Source organism: Mucilaginibacter boryungensis, assembly GCF_015221995.1.
GTDB classification, from domain to species: domain Bacteria; phylum Bacteroidota; class Bacteroidia; order Sphingobacteriales; family Sphingobacteriaceae; genus Mucilaginibacter; species Mucilaginibacter boryungensis.
In genome coordinates this window covers 384554-405687 of sequence record NZ_JADFFM010000002.1, presented here as the reverse complement: position 1 = coordinate 405687, position 21134 = coordinate 384554, and the positions used below count along the sequence as shown (strand labels likewise).

17 protein-coding genes are annotated in these 21134 nt (G+C 45.4%); 5 read left to right on the top strand and 12 right to left on the bottom strand.

Annotation, left to right across the window (positions count from 1 at the left end; genetic code table 11):
• Nucleotides 1-11: 11 nt before the first annotated feature.
• The 4 genes from IRJ18_RS14595 to IRJ18_RS14580 are packed head-to-tail and all read right to left on the bottom strand — an operon-like array spanning nt 12 to nt 5449.
• Nucleotides 12-1289 carry a sugar MFS transporter gene (locus tag IRJ18_RS14595; protein WP_194107057.1) on the bottom strand — a complete coding sequence of 426 codons (1278 nt, stop codon included), beginning with the start codon at nt 1287-1289 and terminating at the stop codon, nt 12-14.
• An 11-nt stretch (nt 1290-1300) separates the two neighbouring features.
• Nucleotides 1301-3292, bottom strand: a complete 1992-nt coding sequence (locus tag IRJ18_RS14590; protein ID WP_194107056.1) for a hypothetical protein — start codon at nt 3290-3292, stop codon at nt 1301-1303.
• A 10-nt stretch (nt 3293-3302) separates the two neighbouring features.
• Complete coding sequence (locus IRJ18_RS14585) at nt 3303-4124, bottom strand: N-acetylmuramic acid 6-phosphate etherase (RefSeq protein ID WP_194107055.1); 822 nt, start codon at nt 4122-4124, stop codon at nt 3303-3305.
• A 44-nt stretch (nt 4125-4168) separates the two neighbouring features.
• Nucleotides 4169-5449 carry a beta-N-acetylglucosaminidase domain-containing protein gene (locus IRJ18_RS14580; RefSeq protein ID WP_194107054.1) on the bottom strand — a complete coding sequence of 427 codons (1281 nt, stop codon included), beginning with the start codon at nt 5447-5449 and terminating at the stop codon, nt 4169-4171.
• 366 nt (nt 5450-5815) lie between these two features.
• Here IRJ18_RS14580 and IRJ18_RS14575 point away from each other — a divergent pair, with 366 nt between their 5' ends.
• On the top strand, nt 5816-6106 hold the full coding sequence (locus IRJ18_RS14575; RefSeq protein WP_194107053.1) for a hypothetical protein: 291 nt from the start codon (nt 5816-5818) through the stop codon (nt 6104-6106).
• A 189-nt stretch (nt 6107-6295) separates the two neighbouring features.
• On the top strand, nt 6296-6727 hold the full coding sequence (locus IRJ18_RS14570; protein WP_194107052.1) for an Hsp20/alpha crystallin family protein: 432 nt from the start codon (nt 6296-6298) through the stop codon (nt 6725-6727).
• Between the two features lie 131 nt (nt 6728-6858).
• Here the strand turns inward: IRJ18_RS14570 and IRJ18_RS14565 are convergent, their stop codons facing one another.
• Complete coding sequence (locus tag IRJ18_RS14565; protein WP_194107051.1) at nt 6859-7017, bottom strand: lmo0937 family membrane protein; 159 nt, start codon at nt 7015-7017, stop codon at nt 6859-6861.
• A 259-nt stretch (nt 7018-7276) separates the two neighbouring features.
• Here IRJ18_RS14565 and IRJ18_RS14560 point away from each other — a divergent pair, with 259 nt between their 5' ends.
• Nucleotides 7277-8812, top strand: coding sequence for an FAD-dependent oxidoreductase (locus IRJ18_RS14560; protein WP_194107050.1), 1536 nt, complete (start codon nt 7277-7279; stop codon nt 8810-8812).
• Nucleotides 8813-9241: 429 nt separating this feature from the next.
• On the top strand, nt 9242-11449 hold the full coding sequence (locus tag IRJ18_RS14555; RefSeq protein ID WP_194107049.1) for a hypothetical protein: 2208 nt from the start codon (nt 9242-9244) through the stop codon (nt 11447-11449).
• Between the two features lie 55 nt (nt 11450-11504).
• Here IRJ18_RS14555 and IRJ18_RS14550 read toward each other — a convergent pair whose 3' ends face one another.
• The 7 genes from IRJ18_RS14550 to IRJ18_RS14520 form a co-directional block, all read right to left on the bottom strand.
• On the bottom strand, nt 11505-12257 hold the full coding sequence (locus tag IRJ18_RS14550) for an SDR family NAD(P)-dependent oxidoreductase (protein ID WP_194107048.1): 753 nt from the start codon (nt 12255-12257) through the stop codon (nt 11505-11507).
• 10 nt (nt 12258-12267) lie between these two features.
• Nucleotides 12268-13554 (bottom strand): MFS transporter, encoded by a 1287-nt coding sequence (locus tag IRJ18_RS14545; RefSeq protein WP_194107047.1) that lies wholly within the window; start codon nt 13552-13554, stop codon nt 12268-12270.
• 16 nt (nt 13555-13570) lie between these two features.
• Nucleotides 13571-14461 (bottom strand): alpha/beta hydrolase, encoded by an 891-nt coding sequence (locus tag IRJ18_RS14540; protein ID WP_194107046.1) that lies wholly within the window; start codon nt 14459-14461, stop codon nt 13571-13573.
• A 13-nt stretch (nt 14462-14474) separates the two neighbouring features.
• The gene (locus IRJ18_RS14535; RefSeq protein ID WP_194107045.1) at nt 14475-16610 is read right to left on the bottom strand and encodes a heparinase II/III domain-containing protein; all 2136 of its coding nucleotides are present in this window, start codon (nt 16608-16610) and stop codon (nt 14475-14477) included.
• Between the two features lie 38 nt (nt 16611-16648).
• Nucleotides 16649-17395, bottom strand: a complete 747-nt coding sequence (locus tag IRJ18_RS14530) for a FadR/GntR family transcriptional regulator (protein ID WP_194107044.1) — start codon at nt 17393-17395, stop codon at nt 16649-16651.
• Between the two features lie 89 nt (nt 17396-17484).
• Nucleotides 17485-19566, bottom strand: a complete 2082-nt coding sequence (locus IRJ18_RS14525; protein ID WP_194107043.1) for a sulfatase-like hydrolase/transferase — start codon at nt 19564-19566, stop codon at nt 17485-17487.
• A gap of 44 nt (nt 19567-19610) precedes the next feature.
• Entirely contained in the window at nt 19611-20234 is a 624-nt protein-coding gene (locus tag IRJ18_RS14520; protein WP_194107042.1) for a hypothetical protein, read from the bottom strand.
• A 117-nt stretch (nt 20235-20351) separates the two neighbouring features.
• Between IRJ18_RS14520 and xth the strand changes: the two genes are divergently transcribed.
• Entirely contained in the window at nt 20352-21128 is a 777-nt protein-coding gene (xth, locus tag IRJ18_RS14515; RefSeq protein ID WP_194107041.1) for an exodeoxyribonuclease III, read from the top strand.
• Nucleotides 21129-21134: the final 6 nt, after the last annotated feature.

Genomic DNA, 21134 nt, shown 5'->3' with positions numbered 1-21134 from the left:
GGCTGACAAGATTAAATTTTAATTGCACCGCCTGTGCGTAACTTATGTCCGTAAACGGCATAATAAAGAATAACAAAATAACAAGGCACCACTATGCAATAGGCATAATGGGGTGTAAACTTATCGGCAAGCCGGCCATATAGTAAAGGCAATACCGCGCCGCCGCCTATTGCCATAATTAAAAGTGACGATCCGAGTTTAGTAAAACGCCCCAGGTCGGTAATAGCTAATGGCCATATGGAAGGCCACATGAGCGAGTTGGCCAAGCCTAGAAAAGCGATAAACATAATGGAAATATAGCCACTTGTACAAAGGGCTGCTACAGAGAAAATTATTCCCAATATTGCAGATACCTTGAGGGCATTTTCCTGGGTGAAATACTTAGGGATGCAAATAATGCCAACAATATAGCCTACTAACATGCCGCTTAATGTACAGGCTGTAAAAAACTTGGCGGTTGATAATGCTATGCCTTGCGATGCCCCATAGTTAACTATAGAATCGCCGGCGATAACCTCGACACCTACGTATAAAAAGAGGGTAAATACGCCGACTATTAAATGCGGAAACTGAAATATACTTGTTTTATGGGCATTGGCCGAACCAGTGGCTTCATCTTCCTCAGCTTCAACTTCGGGCAAGCCGGAAAAGTAGATCACAACAGAAAGGATCATTAAAACAATGCTGATAATTATATATGGCATAATAACGCGTTGTGCCAGGGTATCCAGCGCGGCTAATTTTTTAAGGGTGGGCATGGCGTTAATACGCCCCTGCAATCCATCCGAATCGGCCAGGATCACAGAACCTAAAATAATAGGGGCCATAGCCCCAGCCACCCCATTGCAAATGCCCATAAAACTGATCCTTTTTGCTGCGCTTTCACGGGGGCCCAAAATAGCAACGTAAGGGTTTGCGGCGGTTTGTAAAATAGCAAGGCCCGATCCCTGTATAAATAATCCCGTAAGGAAAAAGCCATATGTCCGGTATATAGCAGCCGGTATAAAAACCATCGACCCAACGGCCATTAATACCAGGCCAATAGCCATTCCATTTTTAAACCCGGTCATTTTAAGCACCCAGGCCGATGGGATGGCCATAATTAAATAAGAAATATAAAATGAAAAAACTACCAGATAAGCTTTGAAGTTGTTAAGCTGACAGGCAATTTTTAAATAAGGTATTAATACCGAACTAAGCCAGGTAACGAAACCAAATATAAAAAATAAAGCCCCGATGATGATCATCGACCGGTTTATATTAGGAGCGCTATAGTTTCCATCGTTCATGATATATGTGTTTAGCGGTGCAGTTTTTTAATTCCGTTAAGTACAATATCGCGCACATTGGCCGGTGGCACGGCCGACTGGCCATACCAAAAAAATGAGTCGTAACCCTCGTATGTGCTGTCGTGGATATGCCAGTCCCGTGGTAAGTAACTGGGCACGTCATTACAATATCCGGCTACGGAAACCAATTGATCCGGCCATAGGGCGCGAATGGCTTCCGCATATTCTGTAGTAACTTCCCTGGAAAGGCCTACCAATTTCCACGGCCCTATATTGATAATCTGGACGTATAAAGGCATCGTTTTAGCCACTGTGCCTTTTTTGTAGTTATCCAGCATAATATTTGCCCAACGAACATTCTTTTCGCGTTCCAATAGCTGGGTTAATACAAACTGCCCCTCGGCAGAATAGGGTGGCGTATTCTTTTTTTCTTCAATCACAGCCGCCGCATTTTCAGCTTTAAAATCCTGTACTTTTTTAAGGCTCCAGGGTTTAACAGGGATCTGTATCTCATCGAGCGAGTAAGATATATCACCGGATACTTTTTTCATATCACTATTTAACCTGTTTAATACATCATCAGCCAATTCTTTCCCGGTGCTCTCATAGTCTAATACGCGTGGATTGATATCGCCGCCACAACCCTGCACAAAGATTGCCTTATAGCCGGTTTTTTCCTGGATAAGCCTTTTTGCTACGCCCGGGTAATTTGCATTTAATGTAAAAGTTGAATTAGCTTCAGAGTTATTGAACACCGGATGACAGCCTGTTGTGAATAACACTTCGCTTTTGCCGTTGCCGGGATGGGTGATTTTAATAATATCTAAAGTTTTATCATAAGGTTTCGCCAGGTTGTTAGCGCCACGGCGGTTTTCGCCAATATTGGTTGTGCCGCGTGCAAAAGATATTTGTGCGGGGCCAAGGTTATCCAAAGCCTGTTCAATGGAACGGATAACCGCTTTTTTAACAATGCGGTTTAAATAATTGCTATCGGGGGTATGATAAAAATCGCCCCAGGCACTCCAGGCTTGAGTGACGGGGGCAAAGTGGGTATGACTGGCATTAATTAATAATGCGGCTTCAGGCAGTCCCCTTCTTTTAAATATCTCGGCTTTTATAGTTTTAATAAAAGTGTAGTTGAAACCGGTAACGTCAAGCGTGGTTATTACTGCGGTTTGCCTGCCCTTTTTCACTGCCAGCGAACGTACGGTAAGATCGCCTTTGGTACTGTGGTGTGCCAGGTAAAGTTTATTATCTTTTGATACGGCATATAACCGGCCATTAAGCACCAAAATATGTTTAATATGAATATTAAACGTAAACGAATTATGCCGGCCAATCTCGCGCCACTGATTATATGGTTGTCCGGGTTTGCTAAACCACAAGGTATCACCCGAATTAATATAATACACCCGCTCGCCATCATTGGCCATGCCAAGTATTCGATAAGCTTGCCCGGTATTAACCCACGTTAATTTATTTTTCCAAATAACCCCCGTTAGCAAACCATTGCTGCTGTTAGCTGCATACAATTTACCATTGATACCGGTTAGCCCGGTAATGTTATTGCTTTTGCCTATATGCAGCCAAACGATACCGTTCAAACTTAATGTTCCCTGTAATAAATCGCCTGTTGTCGTCGCTGCATATAATTTACCATTTAAAACGGTTAAGCATGTAACCGGGGCTTTATTTTCAAGGATTTTCCAGGAGATATGATCGTGTAAAAGGACGCCTTCCATTATTTCGCCGTCTTTACCGGCGGCATATAATTTGCCGTTTAGTGTAGTAATGGCTGCCGTTTCAGGTATATCGCTTATCAGCTTCCACGTAATGCTGAAACGCCCTTCGCGCGGGGCACCATACCCGGCAATCGCTACAGAATATATGCTGCTATCGGGTTCTATACTTACTACCGAACTACCTGTTAAATATTCCTGACTATAAGTGGCAGACAAACTACACAGTAATAGCGCGAGAACAACTTGGAATTTCCTGATCATGAGCATGACATTAATGCGTATTTGTAGCAGATAAGTGATCCAATGCTTTTTTTACGCTCCCTTTTTCAAGCAACAATTGTTTGGTTTGCTGGTAATCGGTTAGCTTGGCTGTTTCCATTAACATTTTTACAGCACGGTCGGTAATTTTATCGTTTATTAGCGCTACGTTCACCATTTTGTTGTCCTCAACCCGACCCAACCTAACCATGGTTGTAGTACTGATCATATCGAAGATCATTTTTTGTGCAGTAGCACATTTCATGCGGGTGCTGCCCGATATAAACTCCGGGCCGGTAATTACTTCAACAGGGAAGTCCGCCAGTGCAGCAATCGGCGAATCGGGGTTACTAACAATACAGCCAGTTGCAATGTGGTGTTCCCTGCATTTTTTTAATCCCGCTAAAACAAAAGGTGTAGTGCCACTGGCCGAAATTCCAATTACAATATCTTTTGGTGAGATGCTTGCCTCGCTTAGTTTACTCCAGGCTTCTTCGGTATCATCCTCTTTTTCTTCCAGCGCCTCTATTAAATGTTCGGCTCCGCCTGCTAATATCGAATTTACCTGACCTTTAGGGGCGCCATATGTAGTGGGGAGTTCAATAATGTCTAATACAGAAAGACGGCCGCCGCTGCCCGCCCCAAGGTAAAACATCCGTCCCCCGTGGCTAAGTTTAGTTACAACGTTGTGGATCAGTAAATTGATCTGCGGCAGGGCCTGCTCAATAGCAAAAGCTACAGTTTTATCTTCCTTGTTAATGTTAGCCGTCAATTCTTCGATAGACATTTTTTCTAAATGACGGTATTTAGATGGCTGCTCTGTAATTTTAGTCATGATAATAGTGCTGTTGAAATGAGCAATAATTTAGCTGTATGTTGTTATTTATATTTATAGGCATAGTCAGTTTCTACCTGCCGGATGCTTTCGGAAAATGTTTTTTTAGCAGATGTATATTGACCGGGGAATTCTCTTTCGAGATCCAATTGTACTTTTTTCAGATAAGCGATGTAGGCATCGGCAACCGGGCGCGAAAAAGGTGCCGACATGATACGCTTTGCATTTTCCACTACCTGGTTAAATGCAACATTGCGAACGATATTACCTGAATATAGCCGGGTGAACTCCAACAGCGCCTGCTGTTGCTTAATATTATCGGTTTGGTGCACAATAGCTTGGCCAATAGAAGTTTCGGGGTTATAGCTGATGGGATCATAAGCATAATCGGCTATGGTGAACAGGGGGATCCGGTTAATATCATTTTGCATAAAATGGGGATTTGCCATATAGCCATCAACAACGGTAGACAGCAACCGGTCACGGCCGGTCAATGGCTCCAGGTGCAGTGTTTTCCAGGCGTCGTTTACCGGATAATTATCCCATAGTATCACCCTGTGTTTAACCATACTTTTAAATTCTTCCGCATCGGCAACGGTAATGGTTGTAGGTAATACCGATTTCCCCGTCCAGAAAACGTAAACATCCTTATCAAGTATTTTGGCCACACCTTCCAGGTAAGCTTTTTCTTTAGGCACCTTGGCATCGGCATGGTAGTAAGTTGGGCAAAATATCATTTGTGCGTCCTTGTCCTTTTCGCGCAGGCGAGACAATATTCTGTTTACAAACCGCGCATGTTCTTCGCCGCTTATCCTGGTGTCCTTTTCGTTTACATCATCCAACGGTACCGAAAACCAGTGTATGCCCTTGCTTTGGGCCCAGGCATAATGCTGCCATATTGCCTCAAAATCCTTATCGCTGGATAAGTTTGCCGGCCGGGGAGAAGCTAATTGTGCATGTACTCCAAAACAAAAGGATATGCCGTATTCCCGGGCTTTTGCAAATACTCTTTCGTAGGCTTTCTTTTTAGCATCAGGGATAGGCAGCCACCATTCATTTTTTGTAGTTGTTAATTTCCAAAGGCTGTCTGCAGGCAGGGGGTGACTGAACATCGAGATATAGCAATTCATCATGAAGTTCATTTTGTATTTGGCCAGCACAGGTATCTCTGCCAGGTATTGCTCTGGTGTCCACGACCAGCCTTTGGTACCGCGAATTTTGAACCCGGTTGGGTCGGCACTCATTTCGGCTTTCTCTAAAAAAGAGTTTTTTGTTTTAGGCAGTCTTACCGGAACCTCTTTAATTGCAGGTAATGAATCCTGCATTTGCGCATATTTTAGGTTTGTTTGTTGATTATTAAACGCAAATAACCGCACGTAGCTACATGTTAGTATAACCAAAAAAACGATACGTTTTTTAGTGAACAGGTGTTGGCCCATCATAATTAAGAAGATAAAATACGATAAATAATGCTGAACGTTTACGTACACAAATATATAAAAATATATATTATCGCAAAATGTATCTAAAAAAACAGGATGAGAAAACTGTTGAGTAATTAAAATTGGAACACTAAAGATTAGCTGTAAGTCGGCGCAAATTCTTAGATCAGATGTGTGAAATTTGAAGGGATGGAATAAAGTTTGTAATAGTTTAACGTTCTAAAGGTTTAAATTATTCAAATACTTCATATGGAAACCAAGTATTATATCGACCTGCACATTAAAACTCCCCTGGGTTTCGAAACATATGGTACCTTTTATTTGGGTAACAACCGGGAAAAGGCAATAGCGATTTTTAGCCAGTTAAAAGGGACCGATTCGGTATCGGAAAAATCAATTTTACATATGGACTTTACCGAAATGAGGAATGGCATCCCGCTACCGATCCAGATATTACATTGTACCATCGATGATATTGCTATTAACGGCCGTATTATTACGCGGGATGTGTTTAAAAACCTGGCGCTTGAAGGTGGTTAAGCGCTGAAAAATTGACACCTGACTGAAAATTTTTCACTTGGGAGCTGTCGATTTTTCCTCTAAGCTGCCATATTAATCGGTGACTGAGATTTGGCATACGACTTGTAAAAAGTTAACTGGACATCAATCCAAAATTTAATAAATTCATTGTTCAATTATTTTTTAGAAATTTTTTTAAGGAGAAAGGCCATGACATTGGTTAAATTTAACAACAAAGCCAACAACGCATTATTGCCAGGCTTTAATGACGTTTTTGAATCGATTTTTAACGACACATTCTTTAACGACCGGATGGTGACCCGCGTACCAGCGGTGAACATCAGCGAATCGGCAGATCATTATCATATTGAACTGGCCGCACCGGGATTGAAAAAACAAGATTTTAAGATCAGTGTGGATGACAACCAGCTAAATATTTCTGTAGAGCAACAAGTAGAGAACAATGACCGTAAGTACAATAAGCGGGAATATAGCTACAGCTCTTTTGTCCGCTCATTTACCCTGCCCGAACTGGCTGATCAGGCGAACATCGAAGCAGCTTACGAAGATGGTATCCTGAAAATTGATGTCGCAAAAAAAGAAGAGGCCAAGACAGTGAGCCGACAGATCGAATTAAAATAATAATAATAATAACGAAATTTCAACAAAAAGACCGCCATTTATTGGCGGTCTTTTTGTTTTACGACTATATTAAAATTAGGATTAAATAAATAAAAACCCGGTTTGAATTACAAACCGGGTTAACTTATAGTTTATACGGTGGTCGTGTCGCCCCTGATGAATCCAAGGATCAGCGAAATGATCGCGATTACCAATAAAACATGTATTAAACCGCCTGCTGAATAGGCGAAAGTTCCGATAGCCCAGCCTATGATCAGGATGACAGCTATGATATACAGTAATGATCTCATATGCTTTTCTTTTTTAATGGTTAGCAGATGTTTAATTACCTGCAAATTGAATACCATAACGATATGAAGCTAAATTATTAGACCATCAGCCATATAAACCTGTATAAAAAACAAGATTTAGCGCATTATTCAGGACAGTAATAATGTCCTGTTGTTTCTTTTAAGTTAAAAATAGGATATATTCTATTAACAGGTTTGGGAAGTATAAAAGCAAACAGTAGGTAGATATTATTGTATTAGTTAAGTAAACTATAAAAACATGACCACTGCAAATAATATCCAAAGAGACGGAGAAAATGAAAGCGCCTGGCAGGCAGGTTTGAATGCAAGTATCTCCAAGGTTTATGACAATAAAGCAGATATTTTATATGATTGCCTGATAGTAGGCGGCGGGATCACCGGCCTGACTGCTGCGTTATTGTTGCAAAACGCCGGCAAGAAAACCATCATTGCCGAGGCCCATAGTGTTGGTTTCGGGACAACGGGCGGGACAAGTGCCCATATCAATACGTTTGCCGATACTACCTATAAACAGGCGGAAAGTGCCTTTGGCGAAGAAGGCGCCCAGCTGTTTGCCGATGCTATTAACGAGGGTTTCGCCCTAATCAAATCGAATATTGACGATTATCGGATCGATTGCGATTACGAAAGCAAACCAGGCTATATATATGCCGAAGATGAAAAGCAGGACCAGCAGCTGGATGAAATATATGAAGGTTCGCTTAAGGTTGGTATTGCCGTTCAGTATGCCGAACAGGTACCGACGCCTGTACCCTATACCCGAGCCCTACAATTTGACGGACAAGCCCAATTTCATCCTTTAAAATACCTGCAGGGATTACAAAAAGCCTATCTGGCAGCTGGTGGCATTATTATGGAAAATACCAAAATAGAAAAACTGGATAGCGGGGATGGCATTCATGTTGCTGAAGCAGCGGGTGTTAGTGTTCGGGCTAAAAAAGTGATCTACGCTACACATATGCCACCCAATATCAATGTGTTCAATTTTGAATGCGCGCCTTACCGCAGCTATGTTATGGCGGTTAAATTAAAGAGCGGGAAATATCCTGATGCCCTGATCTACGACATGCAGGACCCGTACCATTATGTTCGCACCCATACTATTGAGGGGCAGCAATTGCTGCTTGTAGGCGGCCTGGACCATAAAACCGCGCATGAGGATCCGGAAAAGGCTTTCGCCGATCTTGAAAAATATATCCGTAAATATTATCAGGTTTCCTCGGTTAAATACCAATGGTCATCTCAATATTATATCCCTGTTGATGGCTTGCCCTATGTTGGGCAAATGCCCTTTGCAGCTGATGGTGTTTACTGTGCAACCGGCTACAATGGTAACGGAATGATGCTGGGCAGTGTGTCGGCTAAAATACTAAGCGACCTGGTGCTGGGAAAAGCAAATGCCTATGCCGATCTGTTCAGCCCTTCCCGCCTGAAACCGATAGATGGTTTTAGCGAGTTTGTGAAGGAAAATGCCGATGTGGCCTATCATTTTGTGGCTGACCGCATTAATATCCATGAAACAGATTCATTACAAAGGATTAAACCGGGTACGGGCAAAGTAGTGGAAGTAGACGGCGAAAAAATAGCCGCCTATAGGGACGAAGACGGGGTTATTCATGCTTTGAGTCCGGTTTGCACGCATGCCAAATGTATTGTGAATTGGAACAGCTCCGAGAAAACATGGGACTGCCCTTGCCATGGTGCCCGCTACGATATTGACGGTACCGTGCTGACTGGTCCCGCAACCAAAGGCTTGCCAAAAATTACAGGATAGGTACGCACCTTATCGAATAAAATGAATAATTATTAATAATTATAACGCCTTTTTGCGGCTTTTTTCGAGTTTTTAAGAATTTTTGGCGCCCCTTTTTCATCTGGTTTAGCAAGTGATCGGGCGTATCCCCGGCTGGCAAATTTCCATCAGGATATTCCGGTTTTGTTACAATGCAGTTACCCCATCGGCCACAGCTCACGGGTTTTTTGTGACGTTTAGTGCCCGTCTAATTTAACTTTTGGTTAAATGCATTATTGACCCGGCAGAGCCATCTGCCCGGGAGCCGGTCGTGTCCGAAAAGTTATGATTTTCGGTGATAAATCTTCCCGGTTGTGAAACATAAATTCAGGATTAAGGTATTATATAGAGATTATTTTTCTAATTAAATATATAGCCTATTAGGAAATTTTATCGATAACAGACACTTATATGAATGCAACATCACCATGGATTTTAAACACAAACGCGGCGTTAAACGTCGCAAACAGGAAACCTATTTTTGAACAAGCAGCAATTGGCTATTCGTTTAAGATATATCATCTTGAGGAATCGTGCTGGCTGGTGGTCGCCTGGCCGAAAGGCAGCCGGATTGCTTTCAGGCTGGCGTATTCGCCGAACGACAAGCTTGATGTGCAGTTCCGCGAGTCGAACGGACAGGTTACATTCAAAATCAAATGCTTGCTGGGCGATTACGAAGTAAAACTGGTGCTACCCACGGAAGAACAACCGGTGTTGCGCTATACAACTACCTTAAAACCAAAAGCGCCATTGCTATTTCCGTTTTGGCCGCGGGACATTGTGCCGCTGGGGGCAGTAGGCAGCGACATACTGGCGGAAGGAAAAGTGATAGCCAGCCAGGTAGGCGCGCGTTCGGGCCAATTGTACTTTCACCTGACCAGGCCGAAGGCAGGGGCCGTCTTCTACCTGCAGAACCTGACAGCACTGGCCGACTACAACCAGCAGACAGAAACTTCTGCAGCGGATACCGTAGGGGGCGAATGGCCTGAAATTGGTTTTGCACTGCCGCCAACCATAAAAAACAAAGCGCTGGAAGCTGGCAAGGTGTATACGCTAAGCGATGCTTTTGTGGCCTTTGACGAAAACGTACCGGATAATGAGGCCGCGATGATACAGCAGTACTTAGACCTACTGGCAACCATTTACCTGGCCATGCCAAAGCCCGATACTACTTACAAGCATTGGCCGGATATCCTGCAAAAAGGATTAGATGACCTGATGGATAGTCCCGGCTGCTGGGCGCAGGTAGATGGCAACCACTATTTCAACGCCTATGTGTGCGACTATGCCACTCCGCCCGAGATTATGGTGCAATTAGCGGTGTTATTGCCGCTGGTGGATTACGTAGAATGGAACGAGTCGCAACTGTCGGTTATGAAAAAGGTAAAAGATGGTTTGCCCGCTTTTTATTCGGAGAAATACGGCACTATTATGCGCTGGCATCCTAAAACAGCCGATCAGATGAAGGGGGAGGAGGAGCATAAGAAACCGCTGGTCATGGATTCGTGGTACCTAAACCACCCTTTGCTTAACTTGTCAAGGTTGGCGCTGAAGGGGGAGAAGACGGCCGAAAAATTGTTCCTTGATTCTTTGGAATTTGCGATAAAAGTGGCTAAGCATTTTGATTATACCTGGCCGGTATTTTACAAAATGGATACCTTGGAGGTAATAAAGGCAGAAACGCAACCGGGTAAAGGGGGCGAAAAAGATGTGCCGGGACTATATGCCCACGTGATGCTGCAGGCCTGGGAACTGACAGGTAATAAACGCTACCTGGCCGAGGCGGAAAGGGCGGCGCAAAAATTACAGGGACTGGGCTTCGAACTGTTTTACCAGGCCAATAATACCGCTTTCTCTGCCGGGGCCTTATTGCGCTTATATAAAATCACCAAAAAAGAACTTTATAAAGAACTGAGCTACCTTTGCCTGGCTAATGTATTTAAAAACACCAAGCTATGGGATTGCAACTACGGCCACGGGGTAAATTTCCCAACGTTTTTTGCTTTGTATCCGCTTAGCGACGCGCCTTATACCGCGGTTTATGAAGAAGAGGAAGTTTTCTGCGCTTTCCACGATTACCTGCGGCATGCCGAAGGGCAGGAGATCCTTCCGTCTGTACGCCTGCTGATGGCCGAATATATCCGTTATGTGGTAGAACGGGCCGTGTACTATTATCCACCAAAATTACCAAAGGAAATGCTATCGGAAAACGTGAAGACCGGCGAGCTTGACCCTAACCTGTGGATAGCTTTGGAGGATATGCATGATGGCTGGGAAAAGTCGGGCGAGGTGGGACAGGAAGTGTATGGCGCGGGTAACGCGTTCGGTATACTGCCGCGACATTACATGCAGGTGCCTGGCGAGCCGTTTATGATCTATACCGATTATCCAACTTATGGGTTTTCCCCTAAAAAACATCGCCCGGTCAATTTTACACTGGCGGGCGATCCACGGCAAACCTGCCGTTTGATGCTGGTTAAAACTGACAAAGGGAAATTGCCGGATTTTACGGTGACGATTAAAGGAAGCAACGAAAAGCTGACCGGCAAAAAGCTGAAAGATGGGCACCTGGAATTTACGGTGGCCGGCGACAGCCAAATTCATATCGATTGGAAATAGGCTTGGTTCTTATATACAGGTATCCCGGTAACGGGATACCTGTAATAATAATTACTTAGGAAAATGCTAAGCCGCCGTTAATATCAATATTAGTTCCCGTAATAAACGATGAGGAATCTGATGCAAGGTAAGCCACTAGGTCGGCTACTTCCTCGGCGGCGCCTTCGCGGCGTAATGGTGTAGCGTTGCTGGTATTGGCGCGACCTTGTGCCGAACTGAAAACATCATGGAAAGTAGTGGCTATCAATCCTGGCGCTACCGCGTTTACACGGATACCTTCGGGGCCCAATTCTTTGGCTAATGACCGGGTGAAAGTCATGATAGCGCCTTTAGAGGTGGCATAAGCGCTTGCTCCCGGCCCCCCGCCATCGCGCCCAGCCAACGATGAAAAGTTAATAATAGTTGATCCCTTAGGCATAAAAGGCACCGTGGCTTTGCAAGCCAAAAAAACCGATTTAAGGTTAAGGTTGATCACCTGGTCCCAAAAATCCTCGTCCATTTCCAGCAGTTTTTTGCGGGCCACCAGTCCCCCGGCAACATTTACCAAAATGTGTATTTCCTCGCCATAAGCCTCTTTTGTTTTGGCAATAAGGTTGGCTACATCGGCAGCCAGGGTCATGTTACCGTACACTATGGTGGCTTCGCCGCCCTCGGCTTTAATAAGGGCAAGTGTATCTTTGGCCTTCTCTTCATCGTTAAAGTAATTCACTACTACTTTAGCGCCCTCGCGGGCCAGCTGCAGCGATACCGCCCTGCCTATATCCCTGGCGCCACCGGTTACAATGGCAACTTTGTTTTTTAAACGCATATTAATTTTATTATTGATTGATTTTTATTTTAGAACTCATAAACTTTACACACAGCCATGCTATAGGCACTAAAACCGCGCCCAGCACAAAAAATGATACATAGCTTGTTTGGGTAATTACCGGTACCAGCCAGGTGGTTAACAGTGTCCCGGCAACGGCTGCCGTACCGCCCATTCCCGCAACGGTGCCCACATTTTTACCGTTAAAATAATCGCTTGGCAGGGTTTGCAGGTTGCCAATTAAAAACTGGAAGCCAAATAGTACGGTGCCAATCAGTCCCATGGCCAGTATGGGGTTATCTTTTAACGACGACAGCGTGTAAACTATCCCGCCAAGGCCAATAAGCATAAATACGCAGCCAATGGTGATACCCTTTTTACGCGCGGCCTCGGGGTCGACGCCCCGTTTTATTAATTGTGAAGAGTAAAAGCCACCCAGCAAACTGCCAATAGCGGCACATAAATAGGGAGCCCAGGTAAAAGCGCCTATCTGCTTAATATCAAAATGAAACTGTTCTTTTAAAAACGTAGGCAGCCAGGTTACAAAAAGCCACCATACCGGGTCTATAAAAAAGCGGCCTAGTATAATGCCCCAGGTTTGTTTAAATGCCAGCAGCTGTTTCCAGGTTAAAACCGTGGTGTTGGCGGTTTGGCTATCCGCTGCTTGCTGGTCCGATAAGATATACTGCCGTTCCTCGTCGCTAACCCAGTTATGTTTATCGGGTGTGGCTTTGTTAATTATAAGCCAGGGGATAACCCAAAGCAAGCCCAAAGCGCCAATCATTATAAAAGTAACCTTCCAGCCAAAGGCAACGAACAGCAGGGCAATAATGGGCGCCGATATAACCGAACCTAACGATGCGCCCGCACCAAATATCCCCTGTGCAATGGCCCGTTCCTTAGCCGGGAACCATTCGGCATTGCTTTTGGTCGCGCCGGGCCAGTTCCCGGCCTCAAAAAAGCCCAGGCAGAACCGGAAAATATTGAACGAGAATATAGACCGCGCAATGGAATGGAGCGCGATGGAAATACTCCAGCCGGCAATAGATACTGCCATACCCCTGCGCGTACCAATGGAATCCATCAGCTTGCCGGTAAAGGTTTGCCCCAGCGCGTAGGCTATCATAAAAAAGGTAGTGATGAGTGCCAAGGTTCTTTTGTTGTCAACATCCGCAATACCAAACTGGTGGTAAATGTAGGGCCACATAATATTAATGGCGCTGCGGTCTATATAATTAATAACCGTAGCCAGCCCAATTAGCCCAATAATAAACCACCTTAACCCTTTTATTTTCATGTGTGATAGATGTTACTTATTGATGGATGCCTGCACTTTTCAAAAACTCCATGATCTTAGCGCTTACTACTTTCTTTTGATCAGGATCAAACTTGCCGTGCTGGCCGCCGGGCACTGTTAAAAAGTCCGACTTTACGCCCATGTCCTGGAATTTCTTATACAGATCTACCGACTGCTGATAGGGTACCACCGGGTCCGCATCGCCATGCACAATAAGGGTTGGCGGACTTGTTTTCTTTACATAAGAAATGGGCGATACCGACTGTGCGAAAGCCTGGTCCTTAGCATGCGCGCCCAGCCAGTTAACGGCCGATTTACTGGTGATATGTGTGCCGTAGCCCCAATCCCAAACATCGGCAATGCCGTATTGGTCAATAATTGCGGCTACTTTAATGGTTTTGTTGGTGGGGCAGTTGGTATCAAAGCGATGGTCGTTCTCTAACAAGCCGGCCATTAACGCCAGGTGTGCACCCGCCGAACCGCCCATGATCACAATTTTATTTACATCCACATTCAGTTCATTAGCATGTTCAATAATGTAAATAAGCATGCATCGGGTATCCTCAATGGCAGCAGGGGCGGGTGCCGCCTGTACCAGGCGGTATTCCATATTAGCCACGGCGTAACCCTTTTTAAAAAAACTTCCAAAACCGGTTTGCTCTTCTTTTTTACCATGGTTCCAGCCGCCGCCATGAATGTTAATTACCATAGGCGAGGGGCCTTTTTCCTTGGCGGGAAGGTAAAGGTCGGCCCTGCCCTCCCAACCATTGACCCGCGTATAAACCACATCAATTTGCGCGCTATAACCAGCCGGAAGAATAACCTTAGCGGGCACCTTGGCTGTATCCTGCGCAGTGGCCGCTATGGTTATCAATACCGGTAATATCATGCTTAATAATCTTTTCATCTGGAATAATTCTTTAATTGATTTGTATAAAATTGCTTTTATCGTGATAGTTGATAGTAATGGTATAAGGCTTTTCCTTCACTTTGAAAGAGAAGATGGTTTTATTTTGATCGGGTGAGATGACCGATAAACCGCTGACCGAGCTTTTTGCGCCCGACGTGGTTTCGGCAATAGGGTCAACATTTCCGTGGTTTTCTGTTACCGATACAAAGGTTTGGTTATTAGCCCTGGCCTGCGAAAGCATAAAAGCCTTCCCCTCCAGCAGGTTCATCTGCGGGTCGTTAGCGCCTATTGAAACCAGCTTAACACTAAATGGCGAGCTGCCCGCGAAGCTGGTGGTATAAAAGCTTTGGCCCTGCATTACCGTAATGTAACCACTTGCCTGCGGGATATTGTTTTGGCTGTTTAACCATAAGTGCTGGTAGCCGTAGTTGCTGCCTAAAGCTTTCAGGTTATCCTTAACAGCCTCAATTTTAAACGAGGCATCAATGATATTGCCCAGGTACCAAAAAGGCAGATCGTACTGGTGGCTGGTAGCCGATGCCGCCGTAACCACATCAACCAGTAAGGGTTTTTGTAGTTCCGCCACTTTAATTAAAGCCGATGTACGCACCATTTGCACACCGGGATAGGCATTATTTTCTTTAGCGCTCACTACCTGTATAGCGGCAGTATTGCTGAAGTATACCAACTCGGGGTGATATTTTGATGCCTCTTTTACGTTCGCTTTAAAGTCGGAGGTTTCATCTACTACCAGCGTATTGTGCGCTACGGTTTGTTTAGCCCAGCTGGTATTCTCGGGCAGGTAACCGCCGCCTCCTTTGGTTTCAATATTGATGAAGCGAGCGGCGCCATAATCAGGGAAAACCTCGCCGCCATTATCATAATACAAAATGTTCAGCCGGTCAAAATGGCCATGGCCCATGCCCTGGGCTGCTGCCTTCAATACCAGACATTGCTGCTTTTTACCTGCACCATAACGCAGGATACCGATGCCGCCCTCATCGCCGTTTTTGCCATCGCTCATCCACATAGGTTTGTAGCTGAAGGGTTGGGTTAGACCCGCGGCAATATCTTTGGCCACTTTTAAGCCGGCATCAGATACGATCACCTTTTTTTGCCGTACCGCTACATCCAGGAAACCTTTATCGCTGCTGATATCGGCGTAAGCAATGTCCACCGCGCTGATAAGCTCCGAGCTTTCAAAGGTTTTGTCCTTCATCGCATCATTAACAGGGAAGAACGCACCATTACTGTAAGTACCTTGCAGGGCAATGTTGACCGCTTTGGCCAGTAACCCGTTACGGTATTTAAATATTTGCACCTGCGGTTGGTACCGGCTGATGGCTTTAGCAAAGATCATGAAAGGTAACAAGGCATAGCGCTGATAATAAAAGCCCTCGGTATAATAGCCATCCGGCGAGAACAGCTCGTCAATCTGCTTCATAAAGCCCGTGTTGCCGCTTTTGTCCGATCCCTTTAAAGCCATTTGTACATACTCCGGTTTGTTTAAAACGTAGCCGGTTAAGCCCACAGCAGCCACCGCCCAGGTGCCATGATTATGTATCCGGTCGAACGTTTCCTTTGAATCCTCGGTAATGTATTTAACAATGGGGATAAACAAATGCTCCTCAATAGTTTTCCTGTCCGCAGCGGGAATGCCGTTATAAGCCATATCATAGCCTTGTATAGCGTTTACCTGCCAAACGCAATCGTTCAATATCTGCCAGAACATTTTGCCCGGCGGGTTGCTGTTTTCGCGTTTGGGGTGCACAGGCCATTTCTCGTACTGGGCAGCATAAGCCAGCAATATATTTTTTACGTAAGCAGCGTAGCGCGCATCCTGGGTAATGGCGTAAGCCGTGCCGCAGGCCAGTATATACTGATAATTGCGTTTGTGCTGCTCGTGCGTGAACCCGCCCCCGCCATCCTTTGGCACAGGTACGCTGATGGGATTTTTTAAAGCGTTATCGGCCTCCTGCTTCACTTCCAAATACGAGCTTTTAAGTAGCGGATAGCTATTTACGCCGCTGCGCACGGCCGGCAAATTTTGCTGGCTTAGCATAATGTTTGGGTGTACCTGTGCTTGTATCAAACTGCTGCAGCATACACAAAACATTAACATTACCACTTTTTTTAAGTAGTTCATTTTGGATTATATTTAAATTACGGCTGTGCTTAAATTGGTTAAGCCGGGTTATGTTGGTTTATTATACTTTCTAATTTATGGCCGGTCCTGCTCACTTGCAGTATATCATCAAGGTGACTGGCCATGGCGTTTTCAACCGCGTCGATATCGCCGGCATTTATGGCGTTATATATGGCGCGATGTTCGGCAATGGCTAATTTGCCACGGTTTTCACCACAAATTTTGTTCTCGGTAATGGTTTTGATCAAGTCGGGTATCAGGATCAGGATCATCGATTCGATAATCGAATTATGCGAAGCGCGAGCAATCATCATATGAAAAAGCATATCATCTTCAACCGCATCCTGGCCTGACATGGTTTTTGTTTCGTATTCCAGCATGGCCTGCTCAATAGCTTTCAGGTCTTCATCCGTCCTGCGTTCGGCAGCAAGCTTAACGGCATCCAGTTCCAGGTAGTAACGGGCCTCTATCAAAGCGCTAAAATCGTCCTTATTAAACTTAATGATATCGGTTATCAAATTATCGATCACCTTAATGCTCAGCCCCGATACATAGGTACCGCTTTGGGGATTAGTTTTAAGTAACCCGTAAAACTCCAGTTTCAAAATAGCCTCGCGTACATAGCTGCGGCCAACGCCAAACCTTTCAGATAAATGACGTTCGGCAGGCAACCTGTCGCCGGGCCTTAACTGACCGGAAATGATCAATTGCTTTAACTGCTGGATAATGGTATCAACAGGGTTCTCGGCAGTGACTGTCTGAAGGGTCTCTCTTAATGATCGCATAAATTGGTTAACCAGATTGGTTAACCAAATATCAGTGCTTTATTTTACAATTCCAAATGCTTAAAAAACTATTTTGAGAATGGAAGATACTAATAGTAATATGCCGAAGCTGGTATTTTTTGCCGATTAAACGGTGGGCCTTTCCACTCTAAATTAAATGTGCCTTTAGGGTTATAAGCGTATATTTTAAAGGCATGCAGGCCTGCCTTCAGTTTAATGGTGCTTTGTCTGGTGGTGCCCGGGGTATAGCCATAGTCGGCATCAATTAGTATGGCTTCGTGCAAACGCATAAAGGCTTTGTCGCCTGCGGATAGATAAAATGTATAATCACCATTTTCGGGGACTTTAATATATCCTTCAAAAAGGTATATATCGCCGGTTGGTGTACTGGTGATACCCGGCATATCGGCCTGGCCTGTTTTTACGGGTTTAAGGGTACTCACATCGGGCAGCCAGCTATACCTGCCATTAAAAGTTTTCCAGTTAATCCCATTAACAGTATTGCTTATCCTGTTCGCCGGGACGGCCGCATCATCATACGTGCGTTTTGCTGATGTATCAATGCGCCTTACCTGTAATACACGCTCTTTCATCAGTTGCTGCAAATCGGCCATTTTGCCATCCGCAGCCAGATTGGCGCTTTGATGGGTATCCGTAGTGATATTAAAGATCCCAAAATCATCGTCGGCCGATTTAATGTTGTACCGCAGGCCCACAAAATCGCCTATGCGTATCATTTGCATCTGGTTGCGTTGTTTTTGCCGGTTTATAGGCGCAAATTCCTTATAGTTTGGCGATTTGTTAGGTTCAAAATACTCCGCATATATTAAGCCATCGCGTTGTGTGCCGTTGCCTGTCAATGCCGGCAGCATCGATACACCATCGGTAATTACCGGCGCGGGCAAGCCTGCGGCATCGGTAAATGTTGGCAGCCAATCGTAGGATATGCTGGGTGTGGTAACAATTTTATTAGTCGCAATATGCCCCGGCCAGCGCGCAATTACCGGCATCCTTTCGCCGCCTTCCAATACGTCCCGCTTTATCCCGTCAAACGGCCCCGAACTTCCAAAAAAATTGGCAGCATAAGGTACATTGGGCTTAGGCAGGTATGCTTCTATAGATGGGCCGTTGTCCGAACTGAAGATCACCAGCGTATTATCGTCTATTTTTAAATCGGCCAGTAGTTTTAACAAGTCACCTACTTCATCATCAATGCGGCGGGTGCTGGTAGCATAGCGTTTGTAGGTATCGGGCCAGGGTATCTCAGGCGTATTGGGGTCGTTGTCGTTATCATAGGTGGCGTTGGCATAATCGGGGTGCCGGTAACTATCTATAGTACCGTTAGCGGTGTTGATCATTTCACCAGGTTTACCTAACCACTGCACACCGCCATTCAGTCCGCCGCCTTTAGGATAAGGGCCGGTCGGTAATTCAAGCACCGCGTGCGGCGTATCGTAAGCCAGGTACATAAAGAACGGCTGATCGCCTTTTTTACCCTGCTGGTGCGCCACTATCCATTTTTTGGCGGCCGCGGTCCACAAATCGCCGGTATAACATTTATCAAGGTCTTTACTTACCTCGGTGCGGTTCTCATAGACCTGTTTAGGTTTTTCGTATAAACCCTCTTTCGGATAATGCTCATGCCCGTCATTATGCCGCATATAACCATAGTAATAATCAAAGCCCCGGTTCAGGGGATGGGCGGGCCACTTCGCGCCATCTGCCGACCAGCGTTTGTCGCCCTGAAGGCCCCACTTGCCTATGGCCGCAGTTGCATAGCCTGCCTTTTGCATAACGTTTCCCAATGTATAATTATCGGCCAGGTCTTTATCAAACTGGTTATCGCGTACGCGAGCATGGCCCTGGCTTAGCCCGGTAAGGATAGAAGAGCGCGATGGCGCGCAAACCGGCGCGGCAGTATATGAATTTAGCATGACGGCGCCTTCCGCGGCCATTTTATCAAGATTTGGGGTATAAGTATAAGGTTTGCTGCGGTTATTATCCCGGGCGCGCTGGTTTTGAAAAAATACGCCTACATCGCCATAGCCAAGGTCGTCGGTAAGTATAAAAATGATGTTGGGCTTTTTAGCTGTGGCCGGTTTTGCCTGGCCATTTACCCGGTTGCTTGCTAACAAGCAGGTAATGGCCAATATGCAACAGGTATAATTCATAGAAGTTATTATAGGTATATAAAGATAAACGTAGTATTTAAAAATCAAAGCGCCCCATTTTCAATCGTCATTTGTGGCCGGTAACCCGCGCGGAATGCTTGCACAATGGAGTAAGGGGTTAACACAGTGACTTCACTCCGGGGGATGGGCAGGCTTTCATCATATCCAAATGATGTCCAACGGTGCAGTTGGTTGCCCGCCAAAAGGTAAGGCGCGCTGTTTATGTAGATAAAGGTCCCCTCCGGCAAACTCGCTGCCGCAGCGGTAAATGTTACTTTCTGATGATCGGCGCCTATTCTTTCCGTGTGGATGATGTCATCTATTTTACCGATAGCGGTTTTTATATTAAAACCATACGCCGGGTTCCCTTTAAGCCATGCGGCTTTAAATTGGTTTGCTGCATCGCGCCGGCATTCAAAGCAGGGGCGGTGCCCGGCAGCAAAAGCCGTAGCTTCGTCTAAAAAAAACAGTTCCGTCCAAAGGTTTGGGGCCATAATTTGGCGGTGCCTGTTCTTAAACTGCAGCACGCAAATTATCCAGGCCTTATGTTTAAAGGGGCGCAGTATGGTTTTGGTAGCGCCATGCAATTGTCCACGGTTACCAAGCCACGCGCCGCGGGCCTTTGTTTGTATGATATCGCCCTGTGGGTTTACACGGTTTTGCAGCATATAAATTTATTAACTAAGATAGGGATTCATCAGCAACAAGCTGTGGTATCTTTACAGGCAATTACCATAATTTATTACTTTCAAACTAAGTTTGTCACACGTTGTTAATGTTCTGTAATGAAAATAGCCACTTATAATGTAAACGGCGTTAATGGGCGCCTGCCGGTGTTGTTGCGCTGGCTTCAGGAAACCCAACCCGATGTAGTTTGCCTGCAGGAGCTGAAAGCGCCCGAGGAAAAGTTTCCCGAACAAGCAATTAACGATGCTGGCTATAAAGCTATCTGGCATGGCCAGAAAAGCTGGAACGGGGTAGCAATACTTTCGCGCTATGGCGATATCAAGGAATCAAGGCGCGGCCTGCCCGGCGATCCTGAAGATTTGCATAGCCGGTATATAGAAGCCGTTATTAATGGCATAGTGATAGGCTGCCTTTATCTGCCTAACGGTAATCCGGCACCGGGGCCAAAGTTCGATTATAAGTTAGCCTGGTTTCAGCGGCTTACCCTGCACGCCGCGCAGTTATTAAGTTATGATACACCGGTAGTTTTATGCGGCGATTATAACGTGATGCCTACCGATATTGATGTATACAAGCCCGAGCGCTGGGTGGATGATGCCCTATTCAGGCCTGAAACCCGGGCCGCCTTCCACGCATTGGTAGCTCAGGGTTGGACAGATGCCATCCGTAAACTATACCCTACAGAAAAAATTTATACTTTTTACGACTATTTCCGCAACGCCTACGGCCGCGACGCCGGTTTACGTATCGATCACTTTTTGTTAAGCCCCAAACTTGAAGGCCGGCTGGTTGCCGCAAAGGTAGACCGCCATGTGCGCGGCTGGGAAAAAACCAGCGATCATTGTCCGGTTTGGATTGAATTGACTGATAAATGACCCAGT

Excerpts from the sequence above, each read along its gene's own strand:
- IRJ18_RS14595 (WP_194107057.1), bottom strand. The coding sequence starts at position 1,289 with ATGAACGATGGAAACTATAGCGCTCCTAATATAAACCGGTCGATGATC.
- IRJ18_RS14590 (WP_194107056.1), bottom strand. The coding sequence starts at position 3,292 with ATGATCAGGAAATTCCAAGTTGTTCTCGCGCTATTACTGTGTAGTTTG.
- IRJ18_RS14585 (WP_194107055.1), bottom strand. The coding sequence starts at position 4,124 with ATGACTAAAATTACAGAGCAGCCATCTAAATACCGTCATTTAGAAAAA.
- IRJ18_RS14580 (WP_194107054.1), bottom strand. The coding sequence starts at position 5,449 with ATGCAGGATTCATTACCTGCAATTAAAGAGGTTCCGGTAAGACTGCCT.
- IRJ18_RS14575 (WP_194107053.1), top strand. The coding sequence starts at position 5,816 with ATGGAAACCAAGTATTATATCGACCTGCACATTAAAACTCCCCTGGGT.
- IRJ18_RS14570 (WP_194107052.1), top strand. The coding sequence starts at position 6,296 with ATGACATTGGTTAAATTTAACAACAAAGCCAACAACGCATTATTGCCA.
- IRJ18_RS14565 (WP_194107051.1), bottom strand. The coding sequence starts at position 7,017 with ATGAGATCATTACTGTATATCATAGCTGTCATCCTGATCATAGGCTGG.
- IRJ18_RS14560 (WP_194107050.1), top strand. The coding sequence starts at position 7,277 with ATGACCACTGCAAATAATATCCAAAGAGACGGAGAAAATGAAAGCGCC.
- IRJ18_RS14555 (WP_194107049.1), top strand. The coding sequence starts at position 9,242 with ATGAATGCAACATCACCATGGATTTTAAACACAAACGCGGCGTTAAAC.
- IRJ18_RS14550 (WP_194107048.1), bottom strand. The coding sequence starts at position 12,257 with ATGCGTTTAAAAAACAAAGTTGCCATTGTAACCGGTGGCGCCAGGGAT.
- IRJ18_RS14545 (WP_194107047.1), bottom strand. The coding sequence starts at position 13,554 with ATGAAAATAAAAGGGTTAAGGTGGTTTATTATTGGGCTAATTGGGCTG.
- IRJ18_RS14540 (WP_194107046.1), bottom strand. The coding sequence starts at position 14,461 with ATGAAAAGATTATTAAGCATGATATTACCGGTATTGATAACCATAGCG.
- IRJ18_RS14535 (WP_194107045.1), bottom strand. The coding sequence starts at position 16,610 with ATGAACTACTTAAAAAAAGTGGTAATGTTAATGTTTTGTGTATGCTGC.
- IRJ18_RS14530 (WP_194107044.1), bottom strand. The coding sequence starts at position 17,395 with ATGCGATCATTAAGAGAGACCCTTCAGACAGTCACTGCCGAGAACCCT.
- IRJ18_RS14525 (WP_194107043.1), bottom strand. The coding sequence starts at position 19,566 with ATGAATTATACCTGTTGCATATTGGCCATTACCTGCTTGTTAGCAAGC.
- IRJ18_RS14520 (WP_194107042.1), bottom strand. The coding sequence starts at position 20,234 with ATGCTGCAAAACCGTGTAAACCCACAGGGCGATATCATACAAACAAAG.
- xth (WP_194107041.1), top strand. The coding sequence starts at position 20,352 with ATGAAAATAGCCACTTATAATGTAAACGGCGTTAATGGGCGCCTGCCG.